Genomic DNA, 26,927 nt, shown 5'->3' with positions numbered 1-26,927 from the left:
TGCGCGCTCACTCCTCACACCAGGTCCGGCACCTCGCCGCCGGCCGCCCAGGAGACCTCGACCCCCGCCAGGCCGGTCCGCCAGGGGCCGGCCAGGGAGGCCAGGCGCGCCGCGTCCGGCGGAGCCGCGCCGAGGCCGATCGCGTAGCAGGCCAGGGCCGGGCCCGACTCGAAGGGCCGGGGCCAGGCGTGCGCATCCGCGGCACCGGCCTCCTCCAGCGCGCCGAGCAGGGCCCGCAGCCGTCCGCGCACCCGGCCCAAGGTCTCCTCGAACTCCGCCTCGGAGGCCGTCCGTACGGTCACCACCGCCCAGGCGGCGTGCCGACGGTGCAGCGGCGGTGGCCCCGGGGCCCACACGGCGTCCACGGGGCCGGCTTCCAGCAGCTCCCAGGCCGCGTACAACTCCTGGACCAGCAGGTCGCGCAGGCCCGGCCCGACCTGGGCCGTGCAACTGCGCACCGGCTCCGAAGGGGTGAGGACCGTGACCGCGTCCGGCCCGCCCTCCGCCGCGCCCGGGCCCGCCGCCGACAGCGAGACGGGCACCCGCCAGTCCCAGGCGGCCCACCTGCCGAAGAACTCGCGCAGCAGGGCGTCGGGCGGCAGCACTCCGACCTCCTCCACCGTGCGCGCCGCGAGCACCGCCCAGGCCAGCCCGGGCAGCCCGCCGAACGGCGCCGAGTCCAGCCCGCGGGCCCGCGCCCACGCCTTCACCCGCCGTGCCAGCCCGGCGAACGCGGCGTGCCGCTCCGTTCCCACCCGTTCCCGTACGGCATCGGCGTCGCTGACCGCGCTCAGCGCGAGCGCGGCCGCCTCGCCCAGCTCCGCCCGCCGTGCCACTGCCTGCGCCGGATCCAGCCCGCCGGTGGCCACCGCGACCAGGTCCACCGACAGCCCGCCGACGCTGAACCGCAGCCCCGGCACCCGCGCTCCCGTCACCTCCCGCAGCCGCCCCGCCTCGGGCAGCGCCGCCGCCACCCGGTCCCGTACGAGGGCCACATCGCCCGGCCCGGGCAGCACCGCCACCAGGTCCAGGTCGGCCTCCGGCAGCGCGCAGCCCATGCGGCGGGACCCGGTCACGTGCACCTGTGCGCCGCCCAGGGCCGCCCGGACGCGCGCGGTGACCGCCCCGGCGGCCTCCTCCGGGACCGCGGTCCCGGGCCGGCCCGCGGTCTCCGGCTCCAGGCGGACCTCGCCCGTACCCAGTGCCACCGTCGCCCGGACCCGCATCGGCCCGTCCCCGCGCCGCGAGAGGACGGCCAGCTCCCCGACCCGCGCGGCCACCGGGCCGCCGAGCCGCGCCGCGAAGGCCGCGACCGCGCGCTGCGGGTCCCGGCTGCGCCCCAGCGTCAGATGAGGGGTGTAGCCGTGGTGATCGCCCGTACGCCCCCGGCAGCCCGGGAACCGCTCCGCCAGGGCGCTCCGGAGCTCCTGCCACGGCGCCTCACCGGCCGCTGCCGGGTCCAGCCAGACGGTGGCGTCCTCACGGTGTCCAAAGCTGTGCACGCCCTCCAACCGGACGGGGAACGGCCCGGTCGCGGCGGCCGCCTCCGCGAGGAGCGGCACCGCCTCGGCGAAGGAGGACTCCGGGACGAAGCCGAAGAGCAGGTTCACGTGCGCGGGCCAGCGCCCGGCCTGCGGGTCGAGTTCGCGGCGCAGCTCCCGAACCGCCTCCGGCAGGGGCGGTGCGAGCCATGCCACGGCCGTCCGTGCCGTCGCCGGTACGTCCAGGCGCGCGGGAGCACCGCCCCGCTCCCCGAACTTCACCGTCGCCTCCACACCGAAGTGGTCGGAGATGAACAGCCCCTCGGATGCCGGGGAGTCGCCGCGGAGCGCGGCCCGGGTCACCCGTGCCGGGGTGGACCGCAGCAGGATCCGGTCCAGCCGGGCCGCCCGCCCCGACAGCGAGCCCACCGCGGCCAGCGGATTGGCCACCGGGTCGAAGGTCGGCGTGTCGTCGGCCGCCCCGTGCACGTCGCTCCAAGCATCCCGCATGCCGAGCGCGGCCGCGGGACCCCAGGCGCCGTGGCGACCGTCGTTGAAGTCGCCCAGCAGCGCCACCCCGGCCCCGATGCCGCCCAGTCCCTCGGCGAGCCGCGCCAGTTCGGCCTCCCGCCGGACGTCCCCGTTCTCGGTGTGGTCGCTGGTCAGGTGGGTGTTCGAGACGACCAGCGGGCCGGCCGCGGTGTCCACCGTGACCGCGGTGACCGCCTTGTGCGGACGGAGCAGGTGCCTCCCCGCCTCCCGCACCGGAAGCCTGCTGAGCAGCAGCAGCCCGCACTCGGCGACGTCCGGGCCGCCCGGATCCGTACCGAGGGTGTACGAGGCCCGCACCCACGGCGCCGCCAGCAGCATGCCGAGCAGCTCGGGTTCGACCTCCTGCAGCGCGATGACATCGGCATCCGCGGCCGCGAGATCGGCCAGCAGCAGCGGCCTGCGCCGGGCGGTCGAGATGCGCGGGGCGTCGTACCGGTCCCAGAGCGTGTTCCAGGTCAGCAGCTGCACCGAGGCGGGCGCGACGGCCGTCCCGCCCCCGGGCACCGGCTCGGCGGGCCGCCAGGCGCCGCCGCCCGCCGGGTCCCACGCGTGCGGGGTCCGGGCGGTGAAGAACGGAGCCCGCAGCAGCCGCGGATCGCGAACCCGGCCCGCCGCGGTGACATCGATCCGGTCCACGCCGGTGGCGCGGTCCCACACCAGCTCACCGTCCGCCTCGACGAACAGCACCCGGTGCCAGGGGATGTCGCCGCCGGGCACGAAGGAGGGCAGCGGGACCCGCTTCGGCGCGGCCCCGCGCTGGAGCAGGCCGAGCACGAACCGGGCCGGATCGAACCGGGAGTCCCAGCGGACCTGGTGGTAGAGCTCCTCGCTGGTACGCATCAGTACGGCCCCTGTCCCTGTCCCTGTCCCGGTTTCGTGTCCGCAGGCGCGGCCGCGAGGCCGCCCGCCGTGTCCTCCACGACCCCGGCCGCACCGATGTACCACGTACGGTGCGCCTGACCGGCGTACGGCGGGTTGAACCGGTGCACCTGCGAGGTGAGCACCTGCGGCGGCACCGGATGCGGGCGCACCCCGTTGCGCCGCACCAACTCCGCCTTCTCCACGAGCACCACGGCGTGGGTGACCAGCGCGTTGCGGCGCCGTGCGACCGAACCCGCCAGGCCGCGCTGCTGGTCGGTGAGCGAGGTGGCGTCCCACACCACCGTCCCGCCGCGGGCCAGGGCCGCGTCCAGCCGGTCCAGGCCCTCGCTCAACACCTCGGCGTTGGCCCCCTGGTCCGCACGGGCACCTCGGGCCGTGCGCAGATCGTCCAGACCGATGTACGCGTCCACCCCGGGCAGTTCGCGGCCGAACGTGCTCTTCCCGCTGCCCGAGGGCCCGCACAACTGCACTAGTCGCGGAAACGTTCCGTCACGCCACTGCCACGTCGCCGCCACCGCTTCCTCCACCGCCGACCCCGAGATCGCGCCCCGCGCGAAGGCCCGCCGGGCCTCGGCCCAGCAGCGGTCCGCAGCCTCCGTGCCCAGCCCAGCGAGCGCCTCGCGCAGCCCGGCGCGCAGGGCCTCCAGCGGATCCGGGCCGAGCAGCCCGGCCTCCTCGGCGCACAGCTCCGACCATTGCGCGCACTCCCGCGCCTCCGGCCCGTCCGCCAGCGCCCCGGCCAGCGCGTGCAGCACGCCGAGATCGGCCGCGGCGGCCATCCGGACCAGCCCGGCCCGCCGGTCCTCGTCCGGGAACGGCCGCTGCAGGTACGGGTACAGCCCCACCAGATCGGCGACCCGTCGCGCGAGCCGCATACCGGCCGGGCCCGCCGCGATCCGTGCCGCGATCGTGGCCCGCGGCTCGCGGTGGAGCACGGCCGCCAGGACCCCGGCCAGCCGGTCCTCCCCGGTCCGCCCCGCCCCGTCGATCCGGGCCACGACCTCGGCCACCTCGTCCGCGGCGGCGGCCCCGGTGCTGCCGGCGGCTCCGGTGGTGCCGGTCCCGGGCATCCCGAGAGCGGCGGACAGCCCGGGCACATCGGCCTCGGCCCCCGAGCGCACCGCCCACAACGCGGCCGTCGGTCCCAGCCCGTTCGGCACGACCTGCGCGAACATCCAGTGCGTACTGGTCTGCACGTGGCCGCCCCGCACCCACTTGGCCACGCACCGGCCGAAGTCCTCGCGCGCGAAACCGGCCGCCGTCCGTACGACGTACCCCTCCTGACGCGTCGTGTCGAGCTTCAGCTTGCGCAGCGCGCGCTCGTCGAAGGTGCCCCGCCACAGGACGCGCGGGGTGGGCACGCCCAAACCGTGCAGGAACCGTACGGTCCGGTCCCAGTCCAGGCAGTGCTCCCCGTCCCACACGGAGAACCCGTAGAACCAGCTGTCCAGGTCCTCGTACGGGATCGAATGCCGGGCGTAGAGGTTCTCCCCGCACACCCGCCACCCGGCCGGGATCCCGGGGCCGATACGGCCCTGGAGGCCCTTGACCCAGGCGCGCGAGGGGTGGTGCGCCGAGTCGAGCGAGCGGGCGTGCAGCCCGTCCGCGTACAGGGTCGTGTTCTCCCCGTCGAGCTTCTCGGTCACCACGACCTCGCGCCCGACCAACCCCGCCAGTCCGACGGCCCGGACGTCGTCCGCCGCCGCCCCGGGGGACCAGGGGAGGTGCGGCGTACGGGGATAGTGGATGCGCATGGTCCGCTCCTGCTCGACATCGGGTACCTCGTCACTGTAGGTAACCCGACCGGACGCATCCACCCGATATCACCAGCCGCAGGCCATCCTGTCAGCCCGGTACCGATACCGGTGGCGGCACCGGCACGGCTGCGGCGAGTTGGCCGGCCGCCGCGAAGTGCAGCCGCTCCAGCCGGGCCGCGTACGGCCAGCCGGCCGCCCGGTAGAAGCACAGGTCGCTCGGGATCGGTACGGCCCGCAGGTCGGCGGCGTGCGTTCCGTCCGGGAGCTCGGTGGCCGCCGCGAGCAGCGGGTCCGCCGAACCGGCCCACTCACCAACCGGGGCGGGCCGCGGCCACGGCTCCCCGGTGTTGGGGAACAACCACCGGGTGTCCCGGGCCATCCGCGCGGCGAAGTCAGGGCCCGCCGCGGCCCGCCGGGCCAGCCGTGCGAAGGTCAGCAGCAGGTCCGGCAGGGACTCGGCGAGCAGGGCCAGCTCCGGGTACTCCCGCAGGCTCTCGCCGTTGCCGGGCACGGACACCACGTACCCCCACCGGCCGGTCGCCGGGTCGATGCGGATCTGCGCCAGGGCGTGGTCGCGCCCGTGGTCGATCCGGGCGAGCGGCCAGTACGAACCGTCGCCGCCCAGCATGCGGTGCAGTTCGGGGTCCACCGCGTGCTCGGGCGCCCCGGGCAGCAGCCGCAGGGCCGGAAGTCCCGCGATCGCCACCCCGCCGATCTCCCGGAGCACGGTCCGGACCTCCTCGGGGACCGGTACCGCCCAGCCGTCCATGACGGAGTCGGCGCACCCCGCATCGAGCACGACGAAGCCGGGCCGTTCGTCGGCCAGTTCCCGCAGCTCGGCCACCGCACGCCGAGCGGCATCGGCCGGCACGCGGTGGCGGCGCACGGCCCGGCCGAGGAAGTCCCCGCTGACCACGCTGCGCAACAGGAGGGCCCTGCCCTCACCCACGATCTGGAACTGGATCTCGCTGCTTCCGGTGTCGGCCGTGTCGTGGAAGGTCGAGAAGTACGGCTCCCAGTCCACGGCGCACGGATAGCCCGGCAGGCCGTGCAGATCGACGAGATCGGTGAGCGGGTCACCGCGGCCGACGAGCGCGACGAGCTCGCCGTCGAGCCCCTCGCCCCCCTCGTCCCCCTCGCCCCCTTCCGCTCCCTCGGCGAGTTCGACGGTGGAGGTGGCCGGCACGGAGAACCTCCCCCGCGGCCGGTCCGCCACCCCGTCCGCGAACCGTTCGGCGAACCCGGCGAGCCATGCGGTGAAGTCCGGTGCCTCGACGGTGACATCGGGGTCGGACCCCCACGGATTGACGGCCACGACGGGCCCCCAGCCGGTGCCCCCGACCCCCACGATCAGCGAGCCTTCACCGAAGTCGGTTTCCCCCAGGGTCCAGCAGCCGTCGGCGAACACCTCACGGCCGCGCGGTCCGAAGCGGTACTCGTGGTCCTCGGTCTCCAAGCCGCCGATCTCCCGCAGGACCCCCCGCACCTCCTCGGGCACCGCCACGGCCCAACCGTCCAACTCCGCGTCCGTGAACCCTTCGAACAGCTCCAGCTCGTCCGGTCGCTCCCGCGCCAGTTCCCTGAGCGCCCGCACGGCATCCACCGCCGACGGCCCCGCCTCGTACATCTTCTTGGCTCCCCGTGTCGTCCGTTCCGCGGCTTTGAGGGTATCCCCGCGACTGCGGCCGCGGCGGCCCCCGGGCGCACTCAGCGGCAGAGGGCGACGATGGACGGATGCACCGTGCCCTTGGCCGCCTCGCACAGGGAGGCCATGTCGTACGGACGCTGCGGCGCCGGCCGGGGCTTGACCAGTGTCGGCGGCCGCTTGCGGGGCTTTGCCGGAGCCGCGGTCTTCACCCGCTTGGCGGGCCGCCGGGGGCGCGGGGGCTTCGTGTCGACCCGGTGGGGGCGATGCGGCCGTTCGACCGCCGCCGGTGCCGGTGCCAGAGCCGGAGCCGGAGCCGGCCCGGCCTCCCGGAGCACGCGCGGTGCGGGCGGTGCGGGCGGTGCGGGCGGTGCCGGTGGGACGGGCAAGGAGGTGTCCGGCGATACCGGGAGCGGGCTCAACGGCAGCGCGAGGGGTGCCGGTTGCCGGACCGGCGTACGGGCCGCCGCAGGCTCCGCCGGTCGCGGCGCGGCCGGCGGAGCGGTGGGACGCACCGTCAGGCACCCGGTGGCCAACACGAGAGCGGCAAGGGTCACGGGCAGGGCGAGGCGCAGCTGCATCCGCCCACCCTGCCGTACCGGCACCGCGCGAGCCGAACCCCCTCACACGGACGGGTGACGGCGCGCGTTCAGGCCCGGCTGCGCCCCCGCGTGGCCAGCCGGAGCACGTGCTCCACCGGGCCGCGGCGCAGCGGGCTTTCGGCCCAGACCAGCTGCCAGGACCAGGTCAGGGCCAGGGCCGCGCCGCTGAAGGCCAGCCAGGCGGACCAGGACGCGGCGCCGTGCGCCGGACCGGCCAACACCAGCGCGTGGACGACGTACGCGCTCAGCGCCATCGCCCCGAGCACCGTGAGCGGCCGCAGCAGGCGCGCACCCACCCCGTGCCGTGCGGCGAGCGCGCACAGGCCGATGAGGGCGCAGCCCACCCCCGCGTTGCCCAGGGTCTCGAGCGGGGTCTGGCTGTAGGGATCGGCCACCAGCAGCCAGTCCCAGGAGGTGCTGGGCACGGCGCCGTACTGGCCTTGCAACACCTCCCGTACGGGATCGGCCGCGGCCAGGGCCTCCGGATGGTGCACGGCGATCGCCTCCAGCAACCGCTGCCGGGCGCCGAACACGTGGCTCGCGAGCCACGCGGAGCCGTATCCGGCGAAGGCGGCCACCGTGCCCCACACCGCCATCCGCCGGGCCACCGACCGCTCCCGCACCTCGCACAGCCGGGCGAGCGCCATTCCGGCCAGGACGTACGGGAAGTAGGTGGCCAGCGGATAGGCCCCGGTGAGCAGCAGCTCCAGCACCACCGCACCCAGCCCGGACCAACTGGCCAGATCGGCGACCTCGGGTACCAGCCCGCGCCCGGACGCCTCGTACCCGAACACCGGGCCCAGCAGGAACGACAGCAGCGGCCCCGCCACCACCGAGACGCCCGCCACGACGGTGAGCACCGGAGTCGACAGCCGGGTGAAGGGCTCGGCCGCCAGGAAGTACACGGCGAAGAAGGCCAGGATGACCAGGATCCCGGGCCACAACGAGGCCAGCCACACGCCGAGTACGGCCAGCAGCGCGCAGCGGACCAGTAGGGGTCGCCAGCGGTCCGCCCAGCCCTGCGGGCGCTGCGCCGGGTCCAGCCCGCGCTGGGCGAGGACCAGGGAGAAACCGGCGAGCAGGGTGAAGAGGGCCGGGGCGCGCCCGTCGGCCGCGACGAGGAGGTATCCGGCGCCCTCCGGCTCCGGGCTGGGGCCGACGTGCACGGCGAACATGCCGAGGACGGCCAGTCCGCGTACGGCGTCGACCCCGGCCAGCCGGCCGCCGGACCCCGCGGACGGCGGCGCCGCCGCTCCCGCGCCCGGGCCCGTCACGCGCCGCACGTCACGCGGTCGCGCGGGGTGCAACGGGTCTTCATCGTCTCCCGTCCGAAGCGGCCCGCCGAAGCCGACGGCCGCGGCACCGCGGCCGCACCGGCGATCCCCGTCGCGGTCCACCTCCTGCCGGGTTCCGCCGGGGTGCCGGTGCCCGTGGGGGAGGCGCGTCGCATGTGGGGGTCCCTCCTGGGTCCGTCGGGTCCGTCCGGTGCCTGAAAGCTGGTCGGACCGACGGCTTTCACGCCGCCAGTCCGCATCCGGAAGGTACCAGGGAGTACATAACCAAGTAATAAGGAGGTATAGGGGCGGTAAAGGCGAGGGGCGTCGGAGAGGGCGGGCCGGGCGCCGTAACCCGGGAGCCGTGCCCGCTGTTGCACAGTCCGGCAGGTCCACCCACGGTGAACGGAGTCCGATGCCGCAGCTGACCGACCAGGGCGCGATCGACGAACACGACGCGATCGACGAACACGAGCGGGAGCGGACGGGGACCTGGATGACCCCGGCGGAGTACGGGGCCTCGCGGGCCGCCGTGTGGACCGCGGCCGTCGTCCTCGTCACCGACACCCACGGCCGGATCCTCGTCCAGAGCGTCGACTACCGCGCCGACCGGCTGCTTCCCGGCGGAGCCGTGGACGCCGGCGAGGCACCGTCCGCGGCGGCCGCCCGGGAGCTGCGCGAGGAACTCGGCGTCGACGGCCGCTACCCGCGCGGCCTCGCCGTGGACTGGATCCCGGCCGACACCCCGGGCTTCCCGCCCGAGATGCGCTTCCCCGGCGAGATCCTGCACGTCTACGACGGCGGCACCTGGACCCCCGACCGGATCGAAGCCGTCCGCCTCCCGGCCCAGGAGATCACCGCCATCCACTTCGCCGAACCGGCCGACCTGCCCGCCCTGATGGACCCGGGCGACGCCCGCCGCGCACTGTCCGCCCTGCGCGCCCGCATCAACGGCTCCGGCGCAGTCCTGCTCGAGGACGGCCGTCCCACCGCGCCGACCGCCCTCGACCGGCTCGGGGTCCTGCGCACCCGGCGGATCCCGCAGCACGGCGCCTGGCACCCGGGCCCGGTTCCGGAGCGGCTGCCCGTGCGGGACCTGTCGGCCTGGCTGTTCGCCCCCGACGGCCGGGCCCTGGTGCTGATCTCCCGGGCCACCGGCGCCGTCCACCTCCCGCCCCCGACGGCCGCAGCCACCGAGGACGCCGTCCCGCTCGGCTACCGGGACGGCGAGCAGGGCGCCCACGCCCGCACCGCGGCCCGCCTCACCGTCCTCCCCCCGGGCACGGACGCGGCGTACGCGCGCCTGCTGGCCACCCCCGAACAGGTCCGCGAACTGAGCGACTGGGGACGGGCGGGCGACGACGAGCTCACGGCGGTCCACGCCGCCCGCGCCCGTTTCGGCCTCCCCGTCCCCGCCCGCACCCCACCCACCGAACTTCCCGGGGAGGACGTCCGTCGCTGAGGTGTCCCTGGTGACGGCGGTGGTGTCCGCGGCGTTGTCAGTGGCGCCCCCTACCGTCGACCGCATGGGTTTCACCAGCGCCTGGTCGATCAGCTGCCACGAGGACTCCGTGATCGCGGACCTCGCGCCGCGGACGGCGGCGGCCATCGAGGCCGACCGCAGCTGCCCGCACGCCCGCCGCCGCCTGGCCGCCTGGCAGCGTGCCCCGCTCCCCGACCACCGCACCTGGTGGACCTGCACCCCGGCCGAGGACGAGGCGATCCGCTCCTTCCAGGACCTGACCCGCCCCGGCCGCCACGTCGACGACCTGTGCGAGTTCCCGTTCGTGGACGACGTCTGGGAGCGACAACCGGACCAGGAGCTCATGTTCGTGTCGGTGCACAGCAAGGCGCACCCGGTCAGCGCACTGTTCCACGCCGTCGGCCCCGAGCGCGCGGTCCTGCTGCCCGGCTGGTGCGGGAACTTCCTGCTGACCGCCGCCGAAGCGCGGCGGGCCCTGCCCGCCGTGGAGCGGGCCTTCGGATTCGGCCCGGCGGAGCGGGCGCGGGCGCAGGAGCAGGTCTGGCTGGACCCCGAGCCCCGCGAAAGCGTCCTGGACGGCCCGCTGCGTGTCTGGCGGGCCGCGGTGCGGGCCGGCCTCGGGCTGTGCGGGCTGGCTTTCCACGTGTACTGACCCGCCCCGTTTGGTCACCGCCATGATCGGGAAATCCGGCGTCCGCGGTCCGCGGTCCCGCAGCATGGGGCCATGAGCGACAGCGCGATCACCTACACCCTGTACATCCAGACAGATCCCGCCAGGGTCTGGCAGGCCCTCACCGAGCCCGCCTTCACCCGCCGGTACTGGGGGCTGAGCTTCGAGACCGACTGGGCGGTGGGCTCGCCGATGGACTGGGTCGAGCGGGGGGCTCGTACCAGCGACCCCGAGCAGGTGGTCCTCGACTGCGTCCCGGACCGCCTGCTCTCCTACACCTGGCACACCTTCACCCCCCAGTGGGCGGCCTCGGTCGGGATCGGCGAGGAACTGCGGGCCGAACTGGCCAAGGAGCGCCGCACGAAGGTGACGTACGAGATCGAGCCCGTCGGCGACACCCTCGCACGACTGACCATCCGGCACGAGGACTTCGAACCCGGCGGAACGCTGATCGGCATGTGCGGACGGGCCTGGCCGATGCTCGCGTCCAGCCTCAAGACCCTGCTGGAGACCGGCGCTCCGCTGCCGGAAGCGGAGCAGGAGGCGGGCGAGGTCTGAGGCGCGACGCGGAGGGCCGGTACGCGTCCGCGATCGCGCCCCCGGTCGTCCCGTACGGCCCGGCTCTCCGCGGTCCCCCTCCCGGCCCAACCGACCCGCACCGCACCTGAGATCATGTGTATAGACCACGAATCAGGAGCGCAGACATGGCACTGGAGCACCACCGCGTCGTCATCACCGCCGCCGGCCGCGACTTCGGGCGCACCCTCGCCCTCCGTTTCGCCAGCAGGGGCGCCGAAGTCCACCTCTCCGCACGCACCCTCGAAGCCGCCGAGCGCGTCCGCGAGGAGATCCGCGGGCAGGGGCACGACGCGGACCGGGTCCACGCCTACCCGTGTGACCTCACCGATCCTTCGTCCGTGCGGGAGTTCGCCGCCGCGGTCGCAGCCCGCACCGACCACGTGGACGTCCTCGTCAACAACGGCTCCCGCTACCAGCACGGCACGGACCTGCTGTCCGCCTCCGACGAGGACGTGACGGACACCCTCGCCTCCGGCGCCACCGGCACCGTCCTGGCCACCAGGGCCTTCCTGCCGCTGCTCCTGAAGTCGGCGAAGCCGGACGTCGTCACCATGGTCTCCGGCTGCGGGGAGACCGGCCACCACCGGTCCGACGCCCACGCCGCCTTCTACGCGGCCAAGAGCGCCCAGGCCGGTTTCACCGAGATCCTCTCCCGCAGGCTGCGCGACCAGGGCGTCCGCGTCATCTCCCTCTACCCGCCGGACTTCGACAACCACGACCCGCTCTCGGAGTCCTGGGAGGGCGCGTCGCGCACGGCGAAGGACCCGCTCACGTCGCAGTCGCTCGTGGACTGCATCTTCTTCGCGATCGGCCAGCCCCGCGACTGTTTCATCAAGTCCTTCCACTTCGAGCAGGTCTGACGGCCGTGGGACGGACACTGGCGGAGATCCTGGACGCCGCCGCCGAGGGGCGGTTCCCGCCACCTGACGGCGCCACGACCGTGGTCCCGCAGGAACACCGGCGCGACGCGGGCGTCATCGCCTTCACCGCACACTCCGTGGTGTTCACGGACGAGGACCCGGACTGGGTCCGCGCGACCCTCGACGCCCTCGACTGCGACGCGCTGGCCGCCACCATGAACCCGCGGTTCCTGGCCGCGCTGCTCGACCGCACGGGACGCGCCACCGACACGATCGACCTGCTCACCGTCGCCGGTCCGCTGCCCGGCGCACCGGCACTGGAGCTCGTGGAGACGACCGACCCCGACCACCCGCGCGTGCGCAGGGCCCTGCGCCGCCGCCACGACGTACGGGTCTGGTCGGCCGCAGGGGGAGTCCTCGTCCTCGGCCGCGGCGTCGCGGGCCGCTGGGAAGCAGCGGTCGAGGTCGACGAGGGCGTGCGCCACCGCGGACTGGGCCGGGAACTGGCCCGCGCCGCCCGCCACCTCGTCCCCGACGGGCAGCCGGTCTGGTCCCAGCAGGCCACCGGCAACGCGCGCAGCATCCGAGCCTTCCAGGCCGCGGGCTACCGACCGGTCGGTGCGGAGTCCCTGATGCTGGCTCCGCACCGCTGAACAGGCGCTGACGGCACCCTGATCGCCGGCTGCACATCGAGGTCGTGTGGAATGGGGGCCATGGCGCCAGTGAACGATCAGCAGCGACCCGCCACGGGCATACCGGCTCGGGCCCCCGTGAGCGGCCCCGACCCCGACGAGCCCCCCGAGCACTGGCGCTACGCCCGCCACCTGGAGTCCCTGGCCGCGGTGCCGGACTCGGGCGCGGGCGCGGAGGCCGAGGCGGAGGTCGTGGCCGCGGTGCTGTCCGATCCCGACCGGGTGATGGCCGAGAGCGCGGTGGTCACCCACCTCGACCGGCGCGCCGTGCACCTGCTCGCCGACGAGGAGTTCCCCGCCTGGGCCCGGGCCATGGCGGGCGTCCTCGCCGGGCGGGCCTTCCCCGAGCGCCGGCTGCGGGAGTGGAGCCTGCTCGAGGCCGTCACCCGGGGCAGGCCCTGGTCCGCCGAGGAGCTCACCGCAGCCTCCGACTGGTGCCAGCGCACCGCCGTCCGGGTGCTGACCTCGTACGAGGCCCTGACCCTGCTGGCCACCGAGGCCCGCACCCGCCGCGTTCGCAACGCGGCCGTCGAACGCCTGCGCCGCGGCACCACGTTCTGAACCGGAGGCGAGTTGACGACGAGAAGCGGCACCCCTACACCGGAGGTCAGCGTGTTCCTAGCGGAAGAGGTCGATTTCGACGCCGACGAGATGCTGATCCTGTACGGCTCGGTCGGCTGGGAGGGCTACACCAGCGACGTCGGCAGACTCTGTCGCGGTCTCGCCAACTCCCACCTCGTCGTCACGGCGCGAGACGGTTCAGGAACGCTCCTCGGACTGGCCCGGACCATCTCCGACGACGAGCACGTCTGTTACGTCCAGGACGTCGTGGTCAATCCGGCGAGCCACCGGCAGGGAGTTGGCAGGGCCTTGGTCGAACACCTGAAGCGGCGCTACTCCCACTGCCGCTTCTTCCTCCTGTCGACGGACCACGAGTCGTCACCAGAGGGCGAGCGCAACCACGCCTTCTACCGGAGTCTGGGTTTCCTGTCCTACGAGGAAAAGGAGATGGCGGGCTTCGGCCTGCCGAGGAACCGCCCCGACCTGCGGGAGACGGCTCCATGAGGAAGCCCCGTACGTTTCAGCGGGCGAGCTGCCGCACCGCGAGGTACGGGCGGTGGTGCACCGCGACCGACAGAACGCGCGGTGCATCGCGCGTCGGAGACCGTGCCTTCGTATACCCGCCCGAAGGCCAGCCCTCCCCGAATCCGCGCCCACTGCGCATCTGTCACCACGGAGCCGTGGTCCCACCCGCGCCCGGACCAGCCGGGGGCGCTGTCGGTGGGGTGTGGTCAGATGGCCTCACACTCTAGTCCGCCTGCTGGGAGACCGTATCCATGCCCGTGCACCCGTCGCTGACCCTTGCTCTGACGGAGGCCCTGGTCGACGTCCTCCGGTTCATCGACGGCAGCGAGGACGAGCAGATGGATCAGGACGACGCCGTCAAGATGCTGGAGTGGGTGGGCCACCTGCTGAACCGGCTGCCGGACGACCAGCGCAGCGAGTTCGTCGACCTGCTCGGGCAGATGGCGGAGGAAGAGGGCGATCCCGCGCGCCGCGCGTTCCTGCGGGAGTTCCCCGAAGACTTCGGGCTGGTCGAGGAACCGGCCTGACCCGGCCACCGTACGCATCGGGGGAGCCCCGGCCCCGGCCGGTGTGCCGGACATTGCGTGTCCGCCCCGGTGTGCGCGCCCGTAGTCCCGGGGCGTGCTCCAACTCGTCCTCGCGGTATCCGCGTTCACCGCGGCCGCCGCCGAGCTGCTGCTCGACGGGTACCTCGACATCGACGGGGCCGGGGCGGCGCGGCTGACCGAGGAGGGCCGCGGGCCTGCTGCGACGACGCACACCACTGCCACCACCCGAGGTCGGGTCACGCCGCGCCAACGGAACGGGGGAATCGGTGCGGTGCTCCTCGAAGCACTCGAACTGCACGCGCGCAGCGCCGAGTTCGACACCCCGATCGTCTGGCCGTCGGATCGCAGCAGCCCGCTCTACCGGCGCTCCGGTTTCCAGCCACCGGAAGAACCGGTGGAGTTGCCGCTCGACCCGTGAAGGGTTCCATTTCCGGCCGCGTCACGCCGGCCGCGTCACGCCGGCCGCGCCGCACCACCCGAGCACCGGCACCGCAGCCGCCACCTGGAGACCCTCGGCGTCCCGCCGGGCGAGCGCGCCGAAGCCGGGGCCGTCGTGCCAGCGGGTCGGGCGTTCCGCTCAAGGTCATCACCCGCGGAGCGCCAGGGGCCGCCGGATAGGAATAACCGGAAGATCTTGCTCACATCTCGTCACGCGTCGATTCAGGGCTTAGGGTGCCGTTACCCGGCCGGGTATCAGCGTGAAGACCGATGCCACTTCGCTGGAGGATGACTCTCCGTGTCGCACGTTCCACAAGTTTCCGTCACGACCCCCGACGGTGAGCCAGCCCCGCTCGTCCCCACCACGTACGACGAGGTCAGAGGCTGGTTCTCAGCGCACGACCAGGTGCTCTTCGACTGGTTCCTGACGCGTCAGAACAGCGGCGAGGGGCAGCCGGGCGACCTGCTGGAGCTCGGTGCCTTCATGGGGAAGAGCGCGATCTTTCTCGGCGGGTACCTCCAGCCCGGTGAGGAATTCACCGTCTGCGACCTCTTCGACTCGCCCGCGACGGACGACTTCAACGTCGCCGAGAACCGCGAGTCCTACCCCACGCTCACGCGGCGCGGCTTCGAGACGAACTACCTGGCCTTCCACGAGGCGCTGCCGACGCTGATCCAGGCCCCCACCTCGGTCGTCGCCGACCAGGTCAAGCCCGCGAGCTGCCGATTCGTGCACATCGATGCCTCGCACCTCTACGAGCACGTCGTCACGGACATCGCGTCCTCGCGTCTCGTCGCGGCCCCGGACGCCGTGGTCGTCTTCGACGACTACCGCTCCGAGCACACCCCCGGCGTCGCGGCCTCCGTGTGGACCGCGGTGGTTACGGGCGAACTGCGCCCGATCTGCGTTTCGAACATGAAGCTCTACGCGACCTGGGGCGACCCGGAGCCCCACCAGGCGGCGCTGCTCGCGTGGCTGAAGGGGCGCACCGACCTCCGGTACGACGTGGACATGATCGAAGGCCGCCCGCTGGTGCGCACCACGGACCAGGGCGTGGTCGTGCCGGTGCCCCCGCAGCCGCTGCACCCCGCGCCGCCGGCCGCACCTGCGCCGGTCCCCGCCCCCGCCGCCGTGCGCAGGCCGGGCGTCCGCTGGCGGAAGCTGGCCAAGGACCTGCTCCCGCCCGTGGTCACCCGCGCGATCGTGGCTCGCAACCGCCGTCGCAGGCGCTGACGCCGAACGGCCTGACACCACGCCCCCGTACCGGGTCCGGTACGGGGGCGTGGTGCTGCGCACGCGTGTCAGACGCCCCGGCGTACCCGGGCCGCGCGGCGGGCCTCGGCCTGCTGGCGGGCCTCGATCGTCTTGCGGGACTCCTTGCCACGGCCCGGGCGGGTGCCCATGCCGCGGAAGGCCAGGTCAGAGCCCGAGGGCTTGCCCTTGGCGTCGGTGGGTGCGGAGCCCGCCAGCGGGACCCCGGAGGGGGCCTTGGCGCCGGTGATGCGGGTCAGTGCCGCCTCGCCGGAGCGCACCTGCGTGATCGTCGGACGGATCCGGGCGTCGGAGAGCAGGCGGACCATGTCCCGGCGCTGGTTCGGGGTGACGAGGGTGACGACCCGGCCGCTCTCGCCGGCCCGCGCAGTGCGGCCACCCCGGTGCAGGTAGTCCTTGTGGTCGGCGGGCGGGTCGACGTTGACGACGAGGTCGAGGTCGTCGATGTGGATGCCGCGCGCGGCGACGTTCGTCGCGACGAGGACGGTGACGGCCCCGCTCTTGAACTGGGCCAGGGTCCGGGTGCGCTGCGGCTGCGACTTGCCGCTGTGCAGGCCCTCCGCCCGCACGCCCATCGCCCGCAGGTGCTTCACGAACTGGTCGACCCCGTGCTTGGTGTCGAGGAACATCAGCACCCGGTTGTCCCGGGCCGCGATCTCGGTCGCCGCCGAGACCTTGTCGGCCGCGTGGATGTGCAGCACGTGGTGGTCCATCGTGGACACCGCCCCCGCCTGCGGGTCGACGGAGTGCGAGACCGGGTCCTTCAGGTACTTCCGGACGAGCTGGTCGACGTTGCGGTCCAGGGTCGCCGAGAACAGCATCCGCTGTCCCGCGTGGTGCACCTGGTCCAGGATCTCGGTGACCTGCGGCATGAAGCCCATGTCGCACATCTGGTCGGCCTCGTCGAGCACGGTGATCTTCACGCGCTCCAGGTGTACGTCCCGCCGCCCCACCAGGTCGCTGAGCCGGCCGGGGGTGGCCACGACGACCTCGGCCCCGGTGCGCAGGGAGCTCACCTGGCGGCCGATGGACAGCCCGCCGACCACGGTGGCCATCCGCAGCTTCAGGGCCGCGGCGTACGGCTCCAGCGCCTCGGTCACCTGCTGTGCCAGCTCACGCGTCGGTACGAGGACCAGCGCCAGCGGGCGCTTCGGGTCCGCCTGCTGGCCCGCCGTACGGGCCAGCAGAGCCAGGCCGAAGGCGAGGGTCTTGCCCGAGCCGGTCCGGCCGCGACCGAGGACGTCCCGACCGGCCAGCGCGTTCGGGAGGGTCGCGGCCTGGATCGGGAACGGCTCCGTCACGGCCAGCGAGGCCATGGTCTCCACCAGCTCATGGGGCAGGTCGAGCTCGGCGAAGGACTCCACCGGCGCCAGCGCCGGCTCCTTCGGCGCGTGCATCGTGAACTCACCCTGCGGGCCGAGGGTCCGGGGGGCCTTGGCGGGGGTCCGGGCACCGGCCTTGGCACCGCCCTTCACACCGAAGCGCCCATGAGCTGACGGGTTCCTCATGCAGGACCTTTCGAAGCAGAGAGAAGGAGGGGGAGAAAGAAGGAGATGGTCAACCGCCCATGGTACCAGCGGGGGCTAAGCCTCCCCGGCGGTCGGTTCCCCGGTCAGTTCCCCGGACCGCACCTGCGCACAGTGCGCGCGGATCTCGACCGCCGCGCGGCCGAACCAGTCGGCGATCACGGCGACCTCGTCGGGGGTGTAGTCGGCGAAGAGGGTGGCCAGCCGGTCGTACATCGGCTGGTACACGGCGACGACCCGCGCGGCGGCCGTGGGGTCGGCCACGACCCGGACCCGGCGCCGGTCGGCCGGGTCGGGGACGCGCCGCGCGTATCCGGCGCGTTCGAGGCGGTTGAGCACACCCGTGACGGCTCCGGTGGTGAGGTCCAGCAGTCCGGCCAGGTCACCGGCGGCGAGCGGGGCGTCCCCGGCGCCCAGGATGTGCCCCAGGCAGGTCAGATCGGTGACGTTGAGCCCGAGCAACTGCGCCACCTCCTGCTGGCCGACGATGCCCAGGGCGACGTACTGGTCCATGCGCGCAATCGCCTCGCCGGCCGTGGCCGGGGGGCGGGTCTTGCCCTGCACCCAATTTCTCCTTAGTATCTAAGTTACTTAGCAAGTGAGATGCTTACCTCGCGAAATAAGCTTCCCGCTTCCGAGCGTACTGCTGACTGCTGCCGGTCCGACCAGGGAGAACCATGAGCGCGCACGGCCACGTAGACCTCGGCCACACGGTGGCCGGCTGGACCGGGACCGGCCTGGCCCTGCTGGGCTTCGCGGGAGCGGGCGGCGCCCTGTGCGCGTCCTGGATCCCCGGGATCTGGATCGGCCTCGGCGTCGTCGCCGCGGCCGGGATCGTCACCTGGCTGCTGCACCTCGCCGGGTGGGGCAAGCCGAGCGGCCCCCGGCCGGAGGCCGACTGGGACTGGCGCACCCGGGACGCCGGCGCGCACGCGGGGCACGCCGACTGCCTCGGCTGCCGCGCCGGCGGGCCGCGGAGGGCCCTTGCGGCGGCCGCTCGGCCCCGATCCACCGCGTCGCTGCCCGCTGGGGACGGCAACGCGTGACCGGCGCCCGGGTATGGCCGCGGCGGCCCGGCCCGAGCGCCCCTCGAAGCGCTCTGCGCGGGGCCCCTCCCTCTTTTCACGGACAAGTCGGCCGTAAGTTCGAATGCACGCCGCGCCCCGGTTGGCCGCGTTCAGCGTGTGCTCCGGGGGACGGTTGGGCAGGATCGAGACGGCCGCGCGTGCGGCCCGCAGTGGAACGTTGTGAAGGATCAGCCAGATGGCAACAGGCATCGTGAAGTGGTTCAACTCGGAGAAGGGGTTCGGCTTCATCCAGCAGGACGACGGCGGCCCCGATGTGTTCGTGCACTTCTCCGCGATCGAGACCACCGGGTTCAAGTCGCTGGAGGAGAACGCGCGCGTCGAGTACTCCGTCTCGCAGGGCCCCAAGGGTCCGCAGGCTGAGAAGGTGGTTCCCCTCAGGTAGTCCGCTTCACGGGCCCGGCCCGTGGCGCCAAGCCCCGCCGGTCCGCCCGGCGGGGCTTCGCACGTTCCGGGCGGTCCCGCTACCGGGTCCGGGTCGCGTTCGGCCCGCCGTCGGGCCCGATCGCGCGGTGGAGGGCCAGGAGCAGCTGCCAAAGGTGGTCCGCCAGGGCTTCGGGATCCGCCCGGATGTCCTCGTGCAGCCAGTCCGCGAGTACGCCGGTGAACGCGGCTGCGACCGCCGACGCGACCAGCTCGGGGTGGGGGGCGCCCACCGCCGCCCGTTCCGCCCGGGCCCGGGCGCGCAGCTCCCGGTGGAGGCGTCGGCCGAGCGGGCCGTCGCCGCCCGGGAGGAGCAGGGTCCGGTAGAGCGGTGCCCGGTCGGCCACCTCCGTCAGGAACGCGGCCAGCGCGGCGGGCGGCCGGGTCGGGGGGAGCGGCGGCGGGCCGGTCTGCCAGGCGTGCAGGGCGTCGACCGCCGCGTGCACCACGTCCGCACAGGCGTCCACGGCGAGCGCGGTGAGGTCCTCGTAGTGCAGGTAGAAGGTGGCGCGGCCGATGCCGGCCCGGCGCACCACCGCCGAGACGCTGACCTCGGCGAGCGGCCGGACCGCGCATTCGGCCAGCAGGCTCGTCCGCAGCCGCCCCTTCGTCCGGGCCGTGCGCGGGTCCTCGGCGCGCCGGTCCTGCGGGCTCACGCGGCCAGCAGCGCGGCGCCGAGGGCGAGGGCGCCGGGCAGGGCCTGGGCCACGAGGATCCGGCGGTTGGCGGTCGCGGCCCCGTAGATCCCGGCGACGACCACGCAGATGAGGAAGAAGATCTGGGTGGCGAGCGAGTCGATCACGAGCGACCAGACCAGTCCGGCGGCGAGGAAGCCGTTGTAGAGGCCCTGGTTGGCGGCGAGCGGAGCCGTGAGGCGGGCGGTGTCCGCGTCGAAGCCGGACAGTGCGCGGCCGGGGGGCCGCTGCCACAGGAACATCTCCAGGACCATGAAGTACGCGTGCAGCGCGGCCACGAGGCCGATCAGGACCGATGCGACCGTGTGCATGGCCGCCTCCACTTCTCGGGGTCGACGTACGGGCGGTGGTGCGGGCGGTGGTGCGGGCCGGTATTTCCTGGACAACTGTACAGGAAATTTTACGCGTGCCCGGAGGAGGAACGGACCGCCCCCGGCGCCACCCGCCCGCTCTACGCGGACTTCCTCGACCTTGCGGGACGGCCGGAGGGCGGCCGCTCTCTTCCGCGACTCGGCCGACAACCGGTCCCGGGTCGCGGAACCGGCGCGGGCGGCCGGCCCGGACACGGACGCACCGGGGCGGCGGGCCCTCTTCGACGAGCTGGCCGGCCTGGCGGACGGCGCTCAGAGGTGGGCGTCCAGGAACGCCCGGAACTCCTCGCGCGTCATCGGCCCCGCCTGACTCGCGACCGCCTCACCGTCCTTGATGAGCACGGCGGTCGGCGCGCCCGTCACCCCGTAACGCCTGGTCGGCCCGGGGCAGCGGGTCATGTCGGTGCGGACGGGGGTGAAGCGCGTCCCGTACTCCTCGGTCAGTTCCCCGACGACGGCGTCCATCGCGCGGCACGCCTCGACGGCCTTGGGCCAGGAGCCGCAGAAGTACGCGAGCACGGGCCCGGTCGTCATCGAGAGGATGAAGTCGAACTCCTGGTCCTCCAGTGGCTGGTGCACCCGACGTGCCATGCGTGTCGCTCCTCGCTCGTACGCCTCCCCGGACCGGGAGGGCGGCCCCCATCATCGCCGCCCCGGCGGACCGCGACCGCCGGGGCCGTTGTCAGTGGTGGCTGTGAAGCTGAGCGGTATGGACGACAGGATGCTCCGACGCCGGGTCTACGGCGCCGACCACGAGGACCCCGACCCCGGACCGCGACCCGGACACACCTACGGCGAGCTGGTCGGCGGGCCGCTCGACGGGCTCCTCCTGGACACCACCGGCTGGAGCGGCCCCCAACTGGCCGAAGAGGCCAGGCTCCCCACGGAGATAGGGCGCTACGGAGCGGGCGGCCGCGCCCACTACCGCCGCCGTACGGGGGACCCGGGCCACTGGGACTGGACGGGAGACAGCCGCTGACGGCGGGGCCCGCCCCGGCGGCCGGACCGGCCGCCGGTTCCGCGCCCTCAGGCCTCCCGGCTCACCTTGCGGGCCCAGAGCACCAGCGGCACCTGCAGGGGCATCCGGACCAACGTCGCGGCCCGGACGGCGGGGGAAGCGTGGCGCGCATCGGCGGCCATCTTCACGTGCGCCGGGAACACGCCGACGAAGAACGCCGCCGTGGCCAGCGCGGCCACCCGGCGGGTGCGCGGATGGGCGACGCCGGCGGCAAGGGCGAGTTCGGCCACCCCGCTGCCGTACGTCCACGCGCGCGGACTGCCCGGCAGTGAACGGGGCACGATCGCGTCGAACTTCCCGGGTACGGCCGCGTGGGCGACCGCCGCAGTGGCCAGGAGACCGGCCAGTAGGACGGGGGAGGAGGCGCGTGGCATCGGGGGATCCTCTCGAGGGTGTCCGGGCCCGCGATCCTACTCGCCGGTAGTCGGACGTGGGTGAGCTCCGTGCGGTCCGGCCGCACGATCCCGTCCGGCCGCCCGTGCCCCCGTGCGGCGGCCGGACGGGGGACCGCGGTGGCCGTGTCGGGACATTCTTCGAAGAATTTCCCGGAGGCTGTCGATCCGGGCGTCTCCCGTTCGACGCAGGAGTGAGAGGCGGGGAGGTTCCCCGCCCTCCTGACCGAGGAGTCACCATGCCGCGCTTCCTGACGATGATCCGCATCGACGAGCAGGACCTGCCCAGCGATGAGTTCCCGCCCGAGTTCGAGCAGCGCATGGGCGCGCTGCTGGAGGAGATCACCAAGGCCGGGGTCATGCTCGACACCGCCGGGCTGCTCCCCACCTCCGCGGGGACCCGCCTCAGCTGGTCCGGCGGGAAGATCAGCTACACCGACGGACCCTTCACCGAGACCAAGGAGGTCGTCGGCGGCTACTCCCTCACCCAGTGCAAGGACAAGGCCGAGGCCATCGAGTGGACCCGGCGGTTCCTTGAGATCCACCCGGTGGAATGGAAGGTGAGCGCCGAGGTCCGGGAGATCCAGGAGATGTGATCCCGGCGCGCCCGCGCCGCGTTTGCCCTGCCCCGTCACGGCTGCTCTGATGGGTGGCCGTGACGGCAGTGAGTGCGGCCCAGGCGGTCGAAGCGGTGTTCAGGATCGAGTCCGCGCGGATCATCGCCAGTGTCGCCCGCGTCGTGCGGGACGTCGGCATCGCCGAGGAGATCGCCCAGGACGCCCTCGTCGCGGCGCTGGAGCAGTGGCCCCGGACGGGGGTTCCGGACCGGCCGGGCGCCTGGCTCATGACCACCGCCAAGCACCGCGCGATCGACCTCGTCCGCCGCAAGGAGACCTACGCGCGCAAGCTCGCGGAGGTCGGCCGGAGCCTGCAGGACGTGCCACCGCCCGCCGAGCCTGCGGACCCCGAGGACATCGACGACGACCTGTTGCGCCTGATCTTCACCTCCTGCCACTCCGTCCTCGCCACCGAGTCCCGGATCGCGCTCACCCTGCGCCTGGTGGGAGGGCTGACCACCCAGGAGATCGCCCGCGCGTTCCTCACCTCCGAGGCCACCGTCGCCCAGCGCATCGTCCGGGCGAAGCGGGCCCTGGCCAAGGCGGGGGTGCCCTTCGAGGTTCCGTACGGCGCCGACCGCGACGCACGGCTCTCCTCGGTCCTGGAGGTCATCTACCTCGTCTTCAACGAGGGGTACGCGGCCACCGCCGGGGACGACCTCGTCCGCCCCGCCCTGTGCGAGGACGCCCTGCGCCTGGCCCGGGTACTGGCCGCCCTGATGCCCGAGGAGCCCGAGGCGCACGGGCTGGCCGCGCTGCTGGAGTTCCAGGCCTCCCGGATCGCCACCCGCACCGGCCCCGCCGGGGAACCGGTGCTGCTCGCCGACCAGAACCGGGCCCGGTGGAACCGCCTGCTCATCCACCGGGGCGCCCGGGCGCTGGGCCGGGCGGGCAGCGGACCGTACTCCGTCCAGGCCGCGATCGCCGGCTGCCACGCGGCGGCGGTCCGTTACGAGGACACGGACTGGTCGAGTATCGCCACCCTGTACGGGCGGCTCGTCCAACTGGTCCCGTCCCCGGTCGTGGAGCTCAACCGGGCGGTGGCCGTCTCGATGGCCGAGGGGCCGGCGGCGGCCCTGCCGCTGGTCGACGGCCTGGCCCGGGAACCGGCCCTGCGCGCCTACCACTTGCTGCCGAGCGTACGCGGAGACCTGCTGGAGCGGCTGGGTCGGACCGAGGAGGCCCGCGCGGAGTTCGAGCGGGCGGCCTCCCTCACCCGCAACGCACAGGAACGCACCCTGCTCCTGACCCGCGCGGCCCGCCTCTGAGCGGCGCGGCCGTCCGAGGAGGGGCCAGTCGTGCGACACCCTTGCCGAGGATGTTTACGTCCTATACTTTGTGTAACACGTAAACATCTGCTGGGGCGCGATGCGGCACCGCTCGCGCGGCGAGCAGTCGGAAAGGAGGGGCCCGATGCCCCGTGAGCCCCGGGGGCCGGGCGGATCCGCCGCCCCGCCCGATCTCGCCGCCGTCGCCGACCTGTTGTGGCGGGTCGACGCCGAGCGGACCATCGAGGGCCGACCGCGCCTCACCCCCCGCCGGATCGTCGACGCGGCCGTGGCCGTCGTCGACACCGACGGGCTGGACGCACTGTCGATGCAGCGCGTGGCCACCGAGCTGGGCTGTACGGCCATGGCCCTCTACCGGCACGTGCCGGGTCGCGAGCACCTGCTCGCGGCCATGGTCGACGCCGCCTGCGGCCGCCCGCCCGCGGCGACCGGGGCGGGCTGGCGCGCCGAGGTGGAGGCCTGGGTCGACGCGCTCTGGTCGAGGTACTGCAGCCATCCGTGGATGGTGCGGGTCCCGACGGTCAGCGCCCCGGTCGGACCGAACGAACTCGCTTGGTTCGAGGCACTGCTGAGTCCGCTCGCCCGCTCCGGCGCCGCCCGCGGCGAGCTGATCCCGCTCGCGACCTTCGTCTCCGGCGCCGTGCGCGACCTGGCCCGGATCGCCACCGAACTCGACCCGGCCGGCGCCGCCTCGTACGGACGGGTCCTCGCCGAGCGCCTCGACCCGGGTAACTTCCCCACGCTCTGCGCGCTCGCGGGCGAGCCGGGTCTGGACGAGGAAGAGGACGGCGCGGTCGCCCCGATCGTGGCCTGCGGCATCGCCCGCCTGCTCGACGGCATCGAGAAGGCCCCCTCCACAACCGACGAAAAGGGAAACCGATGAACGAGAACCACGTCTTACGCCTCACGGGCATCTGCGGCATCGCGGCGGGCGCACTCGCCGCCGTCGCCGTACCGCTGTACTTCGTCCACTCCGGACCGCCGCCCGCCGGCAACGTCCTGGCCCGGATCCTCCTCAACCTCCTGACCTGCGCGGCCCTGCTCGTCTTCCTCGCGGGCCTGCGTCACGTCATCCGCAGCGCGGGCCCCGCCTTCGCCTGGCCGGCCAGCGTGGTCTTCGGCGCCGGACTGGCCTACGTGACCGTCACCCTGGTCGCCGCGTCCGTCGAGGCGGGCATCGTCCTGGAGAACCCCGGCGGGCGACTCGACCCGACCGTGGACGGCCCGCTGGCCCACGCCAACATGCTGCTGCACGGCTCGGCAGCCCGGCTGTTGACGGCGGTGCTCCTCGCCGCCGCCGGGTACGCGATCCTGCGCGCCGGGGTCCTGCCGCGCTGGACCGGGTACACGGCCCACGCCGTCGCCGCGGTCAACCTCGCCTTCGTCCCCTCCCTGTTCTTCGGGACGGACGCCGCCCGCTTCTACAGCGCCGTGGGCTGGGGCAACACGGCACTGACGGCCGCCCTGCTCGTCTACTGGGCCTTCGCCGTCGGGATCGCCCTGCTGCGGCGCACCTCGCCGGCCGGTGGGCGTGCGGCGGCCCGACCGGCCTGAGGCGGCCGAGGCTCAGCCGCGGCGGGCGACCGCTGCGACGTCCAGCGGGGTTCCCAGGGGCCGCCGCGGGGTGGTCAGCGCGATGGGCCGACGGAACCCGCCGGACCGGGCGATCTCCTGCACGGTCAAGCGCAGTCCTTCCTGGAAGTCGCCCATGGTCCGGCGGGCCGCCGGGGTGTCGACGTAGATCGAGTTCATGTGCATCCCCTCCGTGTCCCGTTGGAACCACGAACAGGCCCCGTTGGCCCGCGCCGACCACACGTGTGTGGTGGGCCGCCACTCGTCGTGGCGCTCGGCCCCGGGGCACTTGCGCATGTCGATGTACGAGAAGAAGTTCACCGGGTACGGCCAGGAGCGGGCGGCGAACTCCTCGGGCGCCAGCAGCTGCCACGCCCGGACGAACGGCACGTCGAGATGGCTCATCATCTCGCTGAAGCCGGCCCGGACGGAGGCCATGACCTGGGTGAAGTCCCGGCCGGGCGAGGCGTCGAACTCGATGGGCAGGGTGTTGACGAACCAGCCCACCGAATGCGCCCAGGTGTCCCGGCCGCGCTCGCTGACCGGCATGAAGCCGCGGTAGACGCCCGGGCCGCCGGCCTCGCGCAGGCAGACGGCGACCGAGGCGAGCACCCCCATGAACGGCTTGCCGCCGGCCGCCAGGCACGTCTTCTCGAACACCTCGGCCTCGGCGGCGTCCAGGAGGGTGGAGGACTCGTTGACGATCGGGTACATCCGGCCCGGCTCGACCCCGAGGTCGAGCGGGAAGCGCGGGAAGAACTCGCCGGCTTCCCCCATGAACGCCTTCCAGTAGTCCAGGCGTTCGTCACGGTCGTCGATGGACAGGTAGCGGCGGCGCTGCTCCTCGGCGAAGTCGAGGTAGCTGGGGGCGGGCGGCAGTTCGACGTCTTCGCCGCGGCACAGGGCCTCGTAGCCCATGGACACCTCGCGGGCCACGATCGGCATCGACATGCCGTCGCAGACGATGTGGTCGAAGGCGAGGTAGACCGTCGCGGAGTCCTCGCGTTCCACCGCACCCATGATGAACAGCGGCCAGGAGAGGGTGTCGATGCTCCGCTTGAACCGCTCGACGAGGAAGTCCCGCAGCAGGTCGGAGGTCTCGAACGCGCCCATCTGCCGGGGTTCGAGGGTCAGTCCGGCCGGGTCGAACGGCTCGCAGGCCACTTCGCCCGCCAACCGGCGGAACGCACACCGCAGGACCTCGTGCCGCTGCACGAAGGAGAGCAGGGACTGCGCCAGGGCCTGCTCGTCCAGCCGCCCGGTCACTTCGAAGGTCACCGCGACCCACGACGCGACCGGGTCGTCGGCGGCCCTGCTCTCCTCGGCGACGGTGAAGTGCTTGTCCTGGTTGAAGGACGCCTTCCTGCCCACCGGATCACCCGTGTCGGCGGCCTCCGCCGCCGTGGACCTGAGCCGCCACTCGACCACCCGGCCGGGTGCCATGTGGTGCATCTCCAGAGGAAACTGCCGCATTCCGTCATCCCTTCGCCCCCGAGTCAACCCCCAGGCCCTAACGACCCCCGGCCCGGGGAAGTGACGAATTCCCTCGGGCCGGGCGGGACGGAGCGGGACGGGGCGGGGCTTCAGCGGGAGTTCACGGGAAGTTCGGTCCGGCGGCGCCGGCCACCGCCTCCTCAGCCCGGCGGCCGTGCCGCGACCGCGGCGTCGAAGAGGGTCCAGCCGTCGAACTCCTTCGAGGCGCCGCCGGGCTGCCACCCCTGGGCCCGGGCCGCTGCCATCAGGGCCAGGGCGGTTCCGGGCTCGTACAGGTTCAGGCTCCCCCCGTCGATCTGGGCGACCTCTCCGGACTGCCCCAGATAGCCGCTCGGGGAGAACCTCCCGGTCTCCCTCTTCCGGAAGACGACGCGCAGGCACCCCGGGGCCCCGGCCAGGTGGACGGTGACGGTCTCGCGGCAGTCCTCGGCCGGGCCGGTGGCCGGCCGGTGGTGGGCGTGCCGCACCGACCACGTGTACGCGTCCCCGCCCACCACGAGACGTCGGGCCTTGGCACGAGGACGGGGCATCAGGACACCCCTGGGGGAGACGTCGGGGACAGGGTGTCGATCGGACGTGTTCGCACGGCTTCGGAAACTACCCGCGCGGTCACCGGGGACGCG

At 73.9% G+C, this 26,927-nt stretch carries 30 protein-coding genes; 17 read left to right on the top strand and 13 right to left on the bottom strand.

What is annotated here, in order from left to right; genetic code table 11:
- Window positions 1–14 precede the first annotated feature (14 nt).
- The 5 genes from ACIQK6_RS02795 to ACIQK6_RS02775 form a co-directional block, all read right to left on the bottom strand.
- A complete protein-coding gene (locus tag ACIQK6_RS02795) occupies window positions 15–2,873 on the bottom strand; it encodes a poly(A) polymerase (RefSeq protein ID WP_402694162.1) in 2,859 nt (952 codons plus the stop codon).
- Window positions 2,873–4,669 carry an RNA ligase family protein gene (locus ACIQK6_RS02790; protein WP_402694161.1) on the bottom strand — a complete coding sequence of 599 codons (1,797 nt, stop codon included), beginning with the start codon at window positions 4,667–4,669 and terminating at the stop codon, window positions 2,873–2,875. The genes ACIQK6_RS02795 and ACIQK6_RS02790 overlap by 1 nt, the downstream gene beginning before the upstream one ends.
- 91 nt (window positions 4,670–4,760) lie before the next feature.
- A complete protein-coding gene (locus ACIQK6_RS02785; protein ID WP_329105636.1) occupies window positions 4,761–6,299 on the bottom strand; it encodes a hypothetical protein in 1,539 nt (512 codons plus the stop codon).
- Between the two features lie 80 nt (window positions 6,300–6,379).
- On the bottom strand, window positions 6,380–6,898 hold the full coding sequence (locus tag ACIQK6_RS02780) for a hypothetical protein (protein ID WP_329105638.1): 519 nt from the start codon (window positions 6,896–6,898) through the stop codon (window positions 6,380–6,382).
- Window positions 6,899–6,966: 68 nt separating this feature from the next.
- Window positions 6,967–8,193 carry a DUF418 domain-containing protein gene (locus tag ACIQK6_RS02775; RefSeq protein WP_329105640.1) on the bottom strand — a complete coding sequence of 409 codons (1,227 nt, stop codon included), beginning with the start codon at window positions 8,191–8,193 and terminating at the stop codon, window positions 6,967–6,969.
- Window positions 8,194–8,608: 415 nt separating this feature from the next.
- On the opposite strand from ACIQK6_RS02775, the gene ACIQK6_RS02770 reads away from it, so the two are divergent.
- The 10 genes from ACIQK6_RS02770 to ACIQK6_RS02725 all read left to right on the top strand — a co-directional run bounded on the left by ACIQK6_RS02770 (window position 8,609) and on the right by ACIQK6_RS02725 (window position 15,783).
- Window positions 8,609–9,655 carry an NUDIX domain-containing protein gene (locus tag ACIQK6_RS02770; RefSeq protein WP_329105642.1) on the top strand — a complete coding sequence of 349 codons (1,047 nt, stop codon included), beginning with the start codon at window positions 8,609–8,611 and terminating at the stop codon, window positions 9,653–9,655.
- A gap of 64 nt (window positions 9,656–9,719) precedes the next feature.
- Entirely contained in the window at window positions 9,720–10,328 is a 609-nt protein-coding gene (locus tag ACIQK6_RS02765; RefSeq protein ID WP_329105644.1) for a hypothetical protein, read from the top strand.
- Window positions 10,329–10,400: 72 nt separating this feature from the next.
- Window positions 10,401–10,904 carry an SRPBCC family protein gene (locus tag ACIQK6_RS02760; RefSeq protein WP_329105647.1) on the top strand — a complete coding sequence of 168 codons (504 nt, stop codon included), beginning with the start codon at window positions 10,401–10,403 and terminating at the stop codon, window positions 10,902–10,904.
- Window positions 10,905–11,050: 146 nt separating this feature from the next.
- Entirely contained in the window at window positions 11,051–11,785 is a 735-nt protein-coding gene (locus tag ACIQK6_RS02755) for an SDR family oxidoreductase (RefSeq protein WP_329105649.1), read from the top strand.
- A gap of 5 nt (window positions 11,786–11,790) precedes the next feature.
- Entirely contained in the window at window positions 11,791–12,438 is a 648-nt protein-coding gene (locus ACIQK6_RS02750) for a GNAT family N-acetyltransferase (protein WP_329105651.1), read from the top strand.
- Between the two features lie 60 nt (window positions 12,439–12,498).
- Window positions 12,499–13,038, top strand: coding sequence for a hypothetical protein (locus ACIQK6_RS02745; RefSeq protein ID WP_402694160.1), 540 nt, complete (start codon window positions 12,499–12,501; stop codon window positions 13,036–13,038).
- A 51-nt stretch (window positions 13,039–13,089) separates the two neighbouring features.
- Window positions 13,090–13,542 (top strand): GNAT family N-acetyltransferase, encoded by a 453-nt coding sequence (locus ACIQK6_RS02740; protein ID WP_329105655.1) that lies wholly within the window; start codon window positions 13,090–13,092, stop codon window positions 13,540–13,542.
- 272 nt (window positions 13,543–13,814) lie between these two features.
- Window positions 13,815–14,090, top strand: a complete 276-nt coding sequence (locus tag ACIQK6_RS02735; RefSeq protein WP_329105657.1) for a hypothetical protein — start codon at window positions 13,815–13,817, stop codon at window positions 14,088–14,090.
- Between the two features lie 94 nt (window positions 14,091–14,184).
- Window positions 14,185–14,529 carry a GNAT family N-acetyltransferase gene (locus tag ACIQK6_RS02730; RefSeq protein WP_329105659.1) on the top strand — a complete coding sequence of 115 codons (345 nt, stop codon included), beginning with the start codon at window positions 14,185–14,187 and terminating at the stop codon, window positions 14,527–14,529.
- Window positions 14,530–14,847: 318 nt separating this feature from the next.
- Complete coding sequence (locus ACIQK6_RS02725) at window positions 14,848–15,783, top strand: class I SAM-dependent methyltransferase (protein WP_402694159.1); 936 nt, start codon at window positions 14,848–14,850, stop codon at window positions 15,781–15,783.
- Between the two features lie 68 nt (window positions 15,784–15,851).
- Here ACIQK6_RS02725 and ACIQK6_RS02720 read toward each other — a convergent pair whose 3' ends face one another.
- Together ACIQK6_RS02720 and ACIQK6_RS02715 are read right to left on the bottom strand one after the other, a co-directional pair.
- The gene (locus ACIQK6_RS02720) at window positions 15,852–17,330 is read right to left on the bottom strand and encodes a DEAD/DEAH box helicase (protein WP_402694158.1); all 1,479 of its coding nucleotides are present in this window, start codon (window positions 17,328–17,330) and stop codon (window positions 15,852–15,854) included.
- A gap of 75 nt (window positions 17,331–17,405) precedes the next feature.
- The gene (locus ACIQK6_RS02715; protein ID WP_329105661.1) at window positions 17,406–17,912 is read right to left on the bottom strand and encodes a MarR family transcriptional regulator; all 507 of its coding nucleotides are present in this window, start codon (window positions 17,910–17,912) and stop codon (window positions 17,406–17,408) included.
- A gap of 113 nt (window positions 17,913–18,025) precedes the next feature.
- On the opposite strand from ACIQK6_RS02715, the gene ACIQK6_RS02710 reads away from it, so the two are divergent.
- Window positions 18,026–18,394: an HGxxPAAW family protein gene (locus ACIQK6_RS02710; protein ID WP_329105664.1), complete on the top strand. Its 369-nt coding sequence runs from the start codon at window positions 18,026–18,028 to the stop codon at window positions 18,392–18,394.
- Window positions 18,395–18,611: 217 nt separating this feature from the next.
- A complete protein-coding gene (locus ACIQK6_RS02705) occupies window positions 18,612–18,818 on the top strand; it encodes a cold-shock protein (RefSeq protein ID WP_033213830.1) in 207 nt (68 codons plus the stop codon).
- A 79-nt stretch (window positions 18,819–18,897) separates the two neighbouring features.
- Here the strand turns inward: ACIQK6_RS02705 and ACIQK6_RS02700 are convergent, their stop codons facing one another.
- The 3 genes from ACIQK6_RS02700 to ACIQK6_RS02690 form a co-directional block, all read right to left on the bottom strand.
- Entirely contained in the window at window positions 18,898–19,512 is a 615-nt protein-coding gene (locus ACIQK6_RS02700; RefSeq protein ID WP_329105667.1) for a TetR-like C-terminal domain-containing protein, read from the bottom strand.
- On the bottom strand, window positions 19,509–19,862 hold the full coding sequence (locus ACIQK6_RS02695) for a DUF1304 domain-containing protein (protein WP_329105668.1): 354 nt from the start codon (window positions 19,860–19,862) through the stop codon (window positions 19,509–19,511). The genes ACIQK6_RS02700 and ACIQK6_RS02695 overlap by 4 nt, the downstream gene beginning before the upstream one ends.
- Window positions 19,863–20,174: 312 nt before the next feature.
- Complete coding sequence (locus ACIQK6_RS02690; RefSeq protein WP_329105670.1) at window positions 20,175–20,513, bottom strand: thioredoxin domain-containing protein; 339 nt, start codon at window positions 20,511–20,513, stop codon at window positions 20,175–20,177.
- Window positions 20,514–20,631: 118 nt separating this feature from the next.
- Between ACIQK6_RS02690 and ACIQK6_RS02685 the strand changes: the two genes are divergently transcribed.
- A complete protein-coding gene (locus ACIQK6_RS02685; protein WP_329105672.1) occupies window positions 20,632–20,901 on the top strand; it encodes a hypothetical protein in 270 nt (89 codons plus the stop codon).
- Window positions 20,902–20,948: 47 nt separating this feature from the next.
- Here the strand turns inward: ACIQK6_RS02685 and ACIQK6_RS02680 are convergent, their stop codons facing one another.
- A complete protein-coding gene (locus ACIQK6_RS02680; protein ID WP_329105674.1) occupies window positions 20,949–21,314 on the bottom strand; it encodes a hypothetical protein in 366 nt (121 codons plus the stop codon).
- 257 nt (window positions 21,315–21,571) lie between these two features.
- Here ACIQK6_RS02680 and ACIQK6_RS02675 point away from each other — a divergent pair, with 257 nt between their 5' ends.
- From ACIQK6_RS02675 to ACIQK6_RS02660, 4 genes are all read left to right on the top strand, one after another.
- Window positions 21,572–21,928 carry a YciI family protein gene (locus ACIQK6_RS02675; RefSeq protein ID WP_189742561.1) on the top strand — a complete coding sequence of 119 codons (357 nt, stop codon included), beginning with the start codon at window positions 21,572–21,574 and terminating at the stop codon, window positions 21,926–21,928.
- A gap of 68 nt (window positions 21,929–21,996) precedes the next feature.
- A complete protein-coding gene (locus tag ACIQK6_RS02670) occupies window positions 21,997–23,217 on the top strand; it encodes an RNA polymerase sigma factor (protein WP_402694284.1) in 1,221 nt (406 codons plus the stop codon).
- A 145-nt stretch (window positions 23,218–23,362) separates the two neighbouring features.
- Complete coding sequence (locus ACIQK6_RS02665; RefSeq protein WP_402694157.1) at window positions 23,363–24,121, top strand: TetR/AcrR family transcriptional regulator; 759 nt, start codon at window positions 23,363–23,365, stop codon at window positions 24,119–24,121.
- Complete coding sequence (locus ACIQK6_RS02660; protein WP_402694156.1) at window positions 24,118–24,792, top strand: hypothetical protein; 675 nt, start codon at window positions 24,118–24,120, stop codon at window positions 24,790–24,792. Before ACIQK6_RS02665 ends, ACIQK6_RS02660 begins: the two co-directional genes overlap by 4 nt.
- Before the next feature lie 12 nt (window positions 24,793–24,804).
- Here ACIQK6_RS02660 and ACIQK6_RS02655 read toward each other — a convergent pair whose 3' ends face one another.
- Both ACIQK6_RS02655 and ACIQK6_RS02650 read right to left on the bottom strand, forming a co-directional pair.
- Window positions 24,805–26,283, bottom strand: coding sequence for a condensation domain-containing protein (locus ACIQK6_RS02655; RefSeq protein WP_329105682.1), 1,479 nt, complete (start codon window positions 26,281–26,283; stop codon window positions 24,805–24,807).
- 161 nt (window positions 26,284–26,444) lie between these two features.
- Window positions 26,445–26,834: a hypothetical protein gene (locus ACIQK6_RS02650; protein WP_329105684.1), complete on the bottom strand. Its 390-nt coding sequence runs from the start codon at window positions 26,832–26,834 to the stop codon at window positions 26,445–26,447.
- Window positions 26,835–26,927 lie beyond the last annotated feature (93 nt).

Origin of the sequence: Streptomyces sp. NPDC091682 (assembly GCF_044756625.1) — a bacterium.
In the GTDB taxonomy this organism is placed as follows: Bacteria; Actinomycetota; Actinomycetes; order Streptomycetales; family Streptomycetaceae; genus Streptomyces.
Note: the sequence above shows the minus strand (reverse complement) of the source record. Positions and strands in the feature narration are given on the sequence as shown.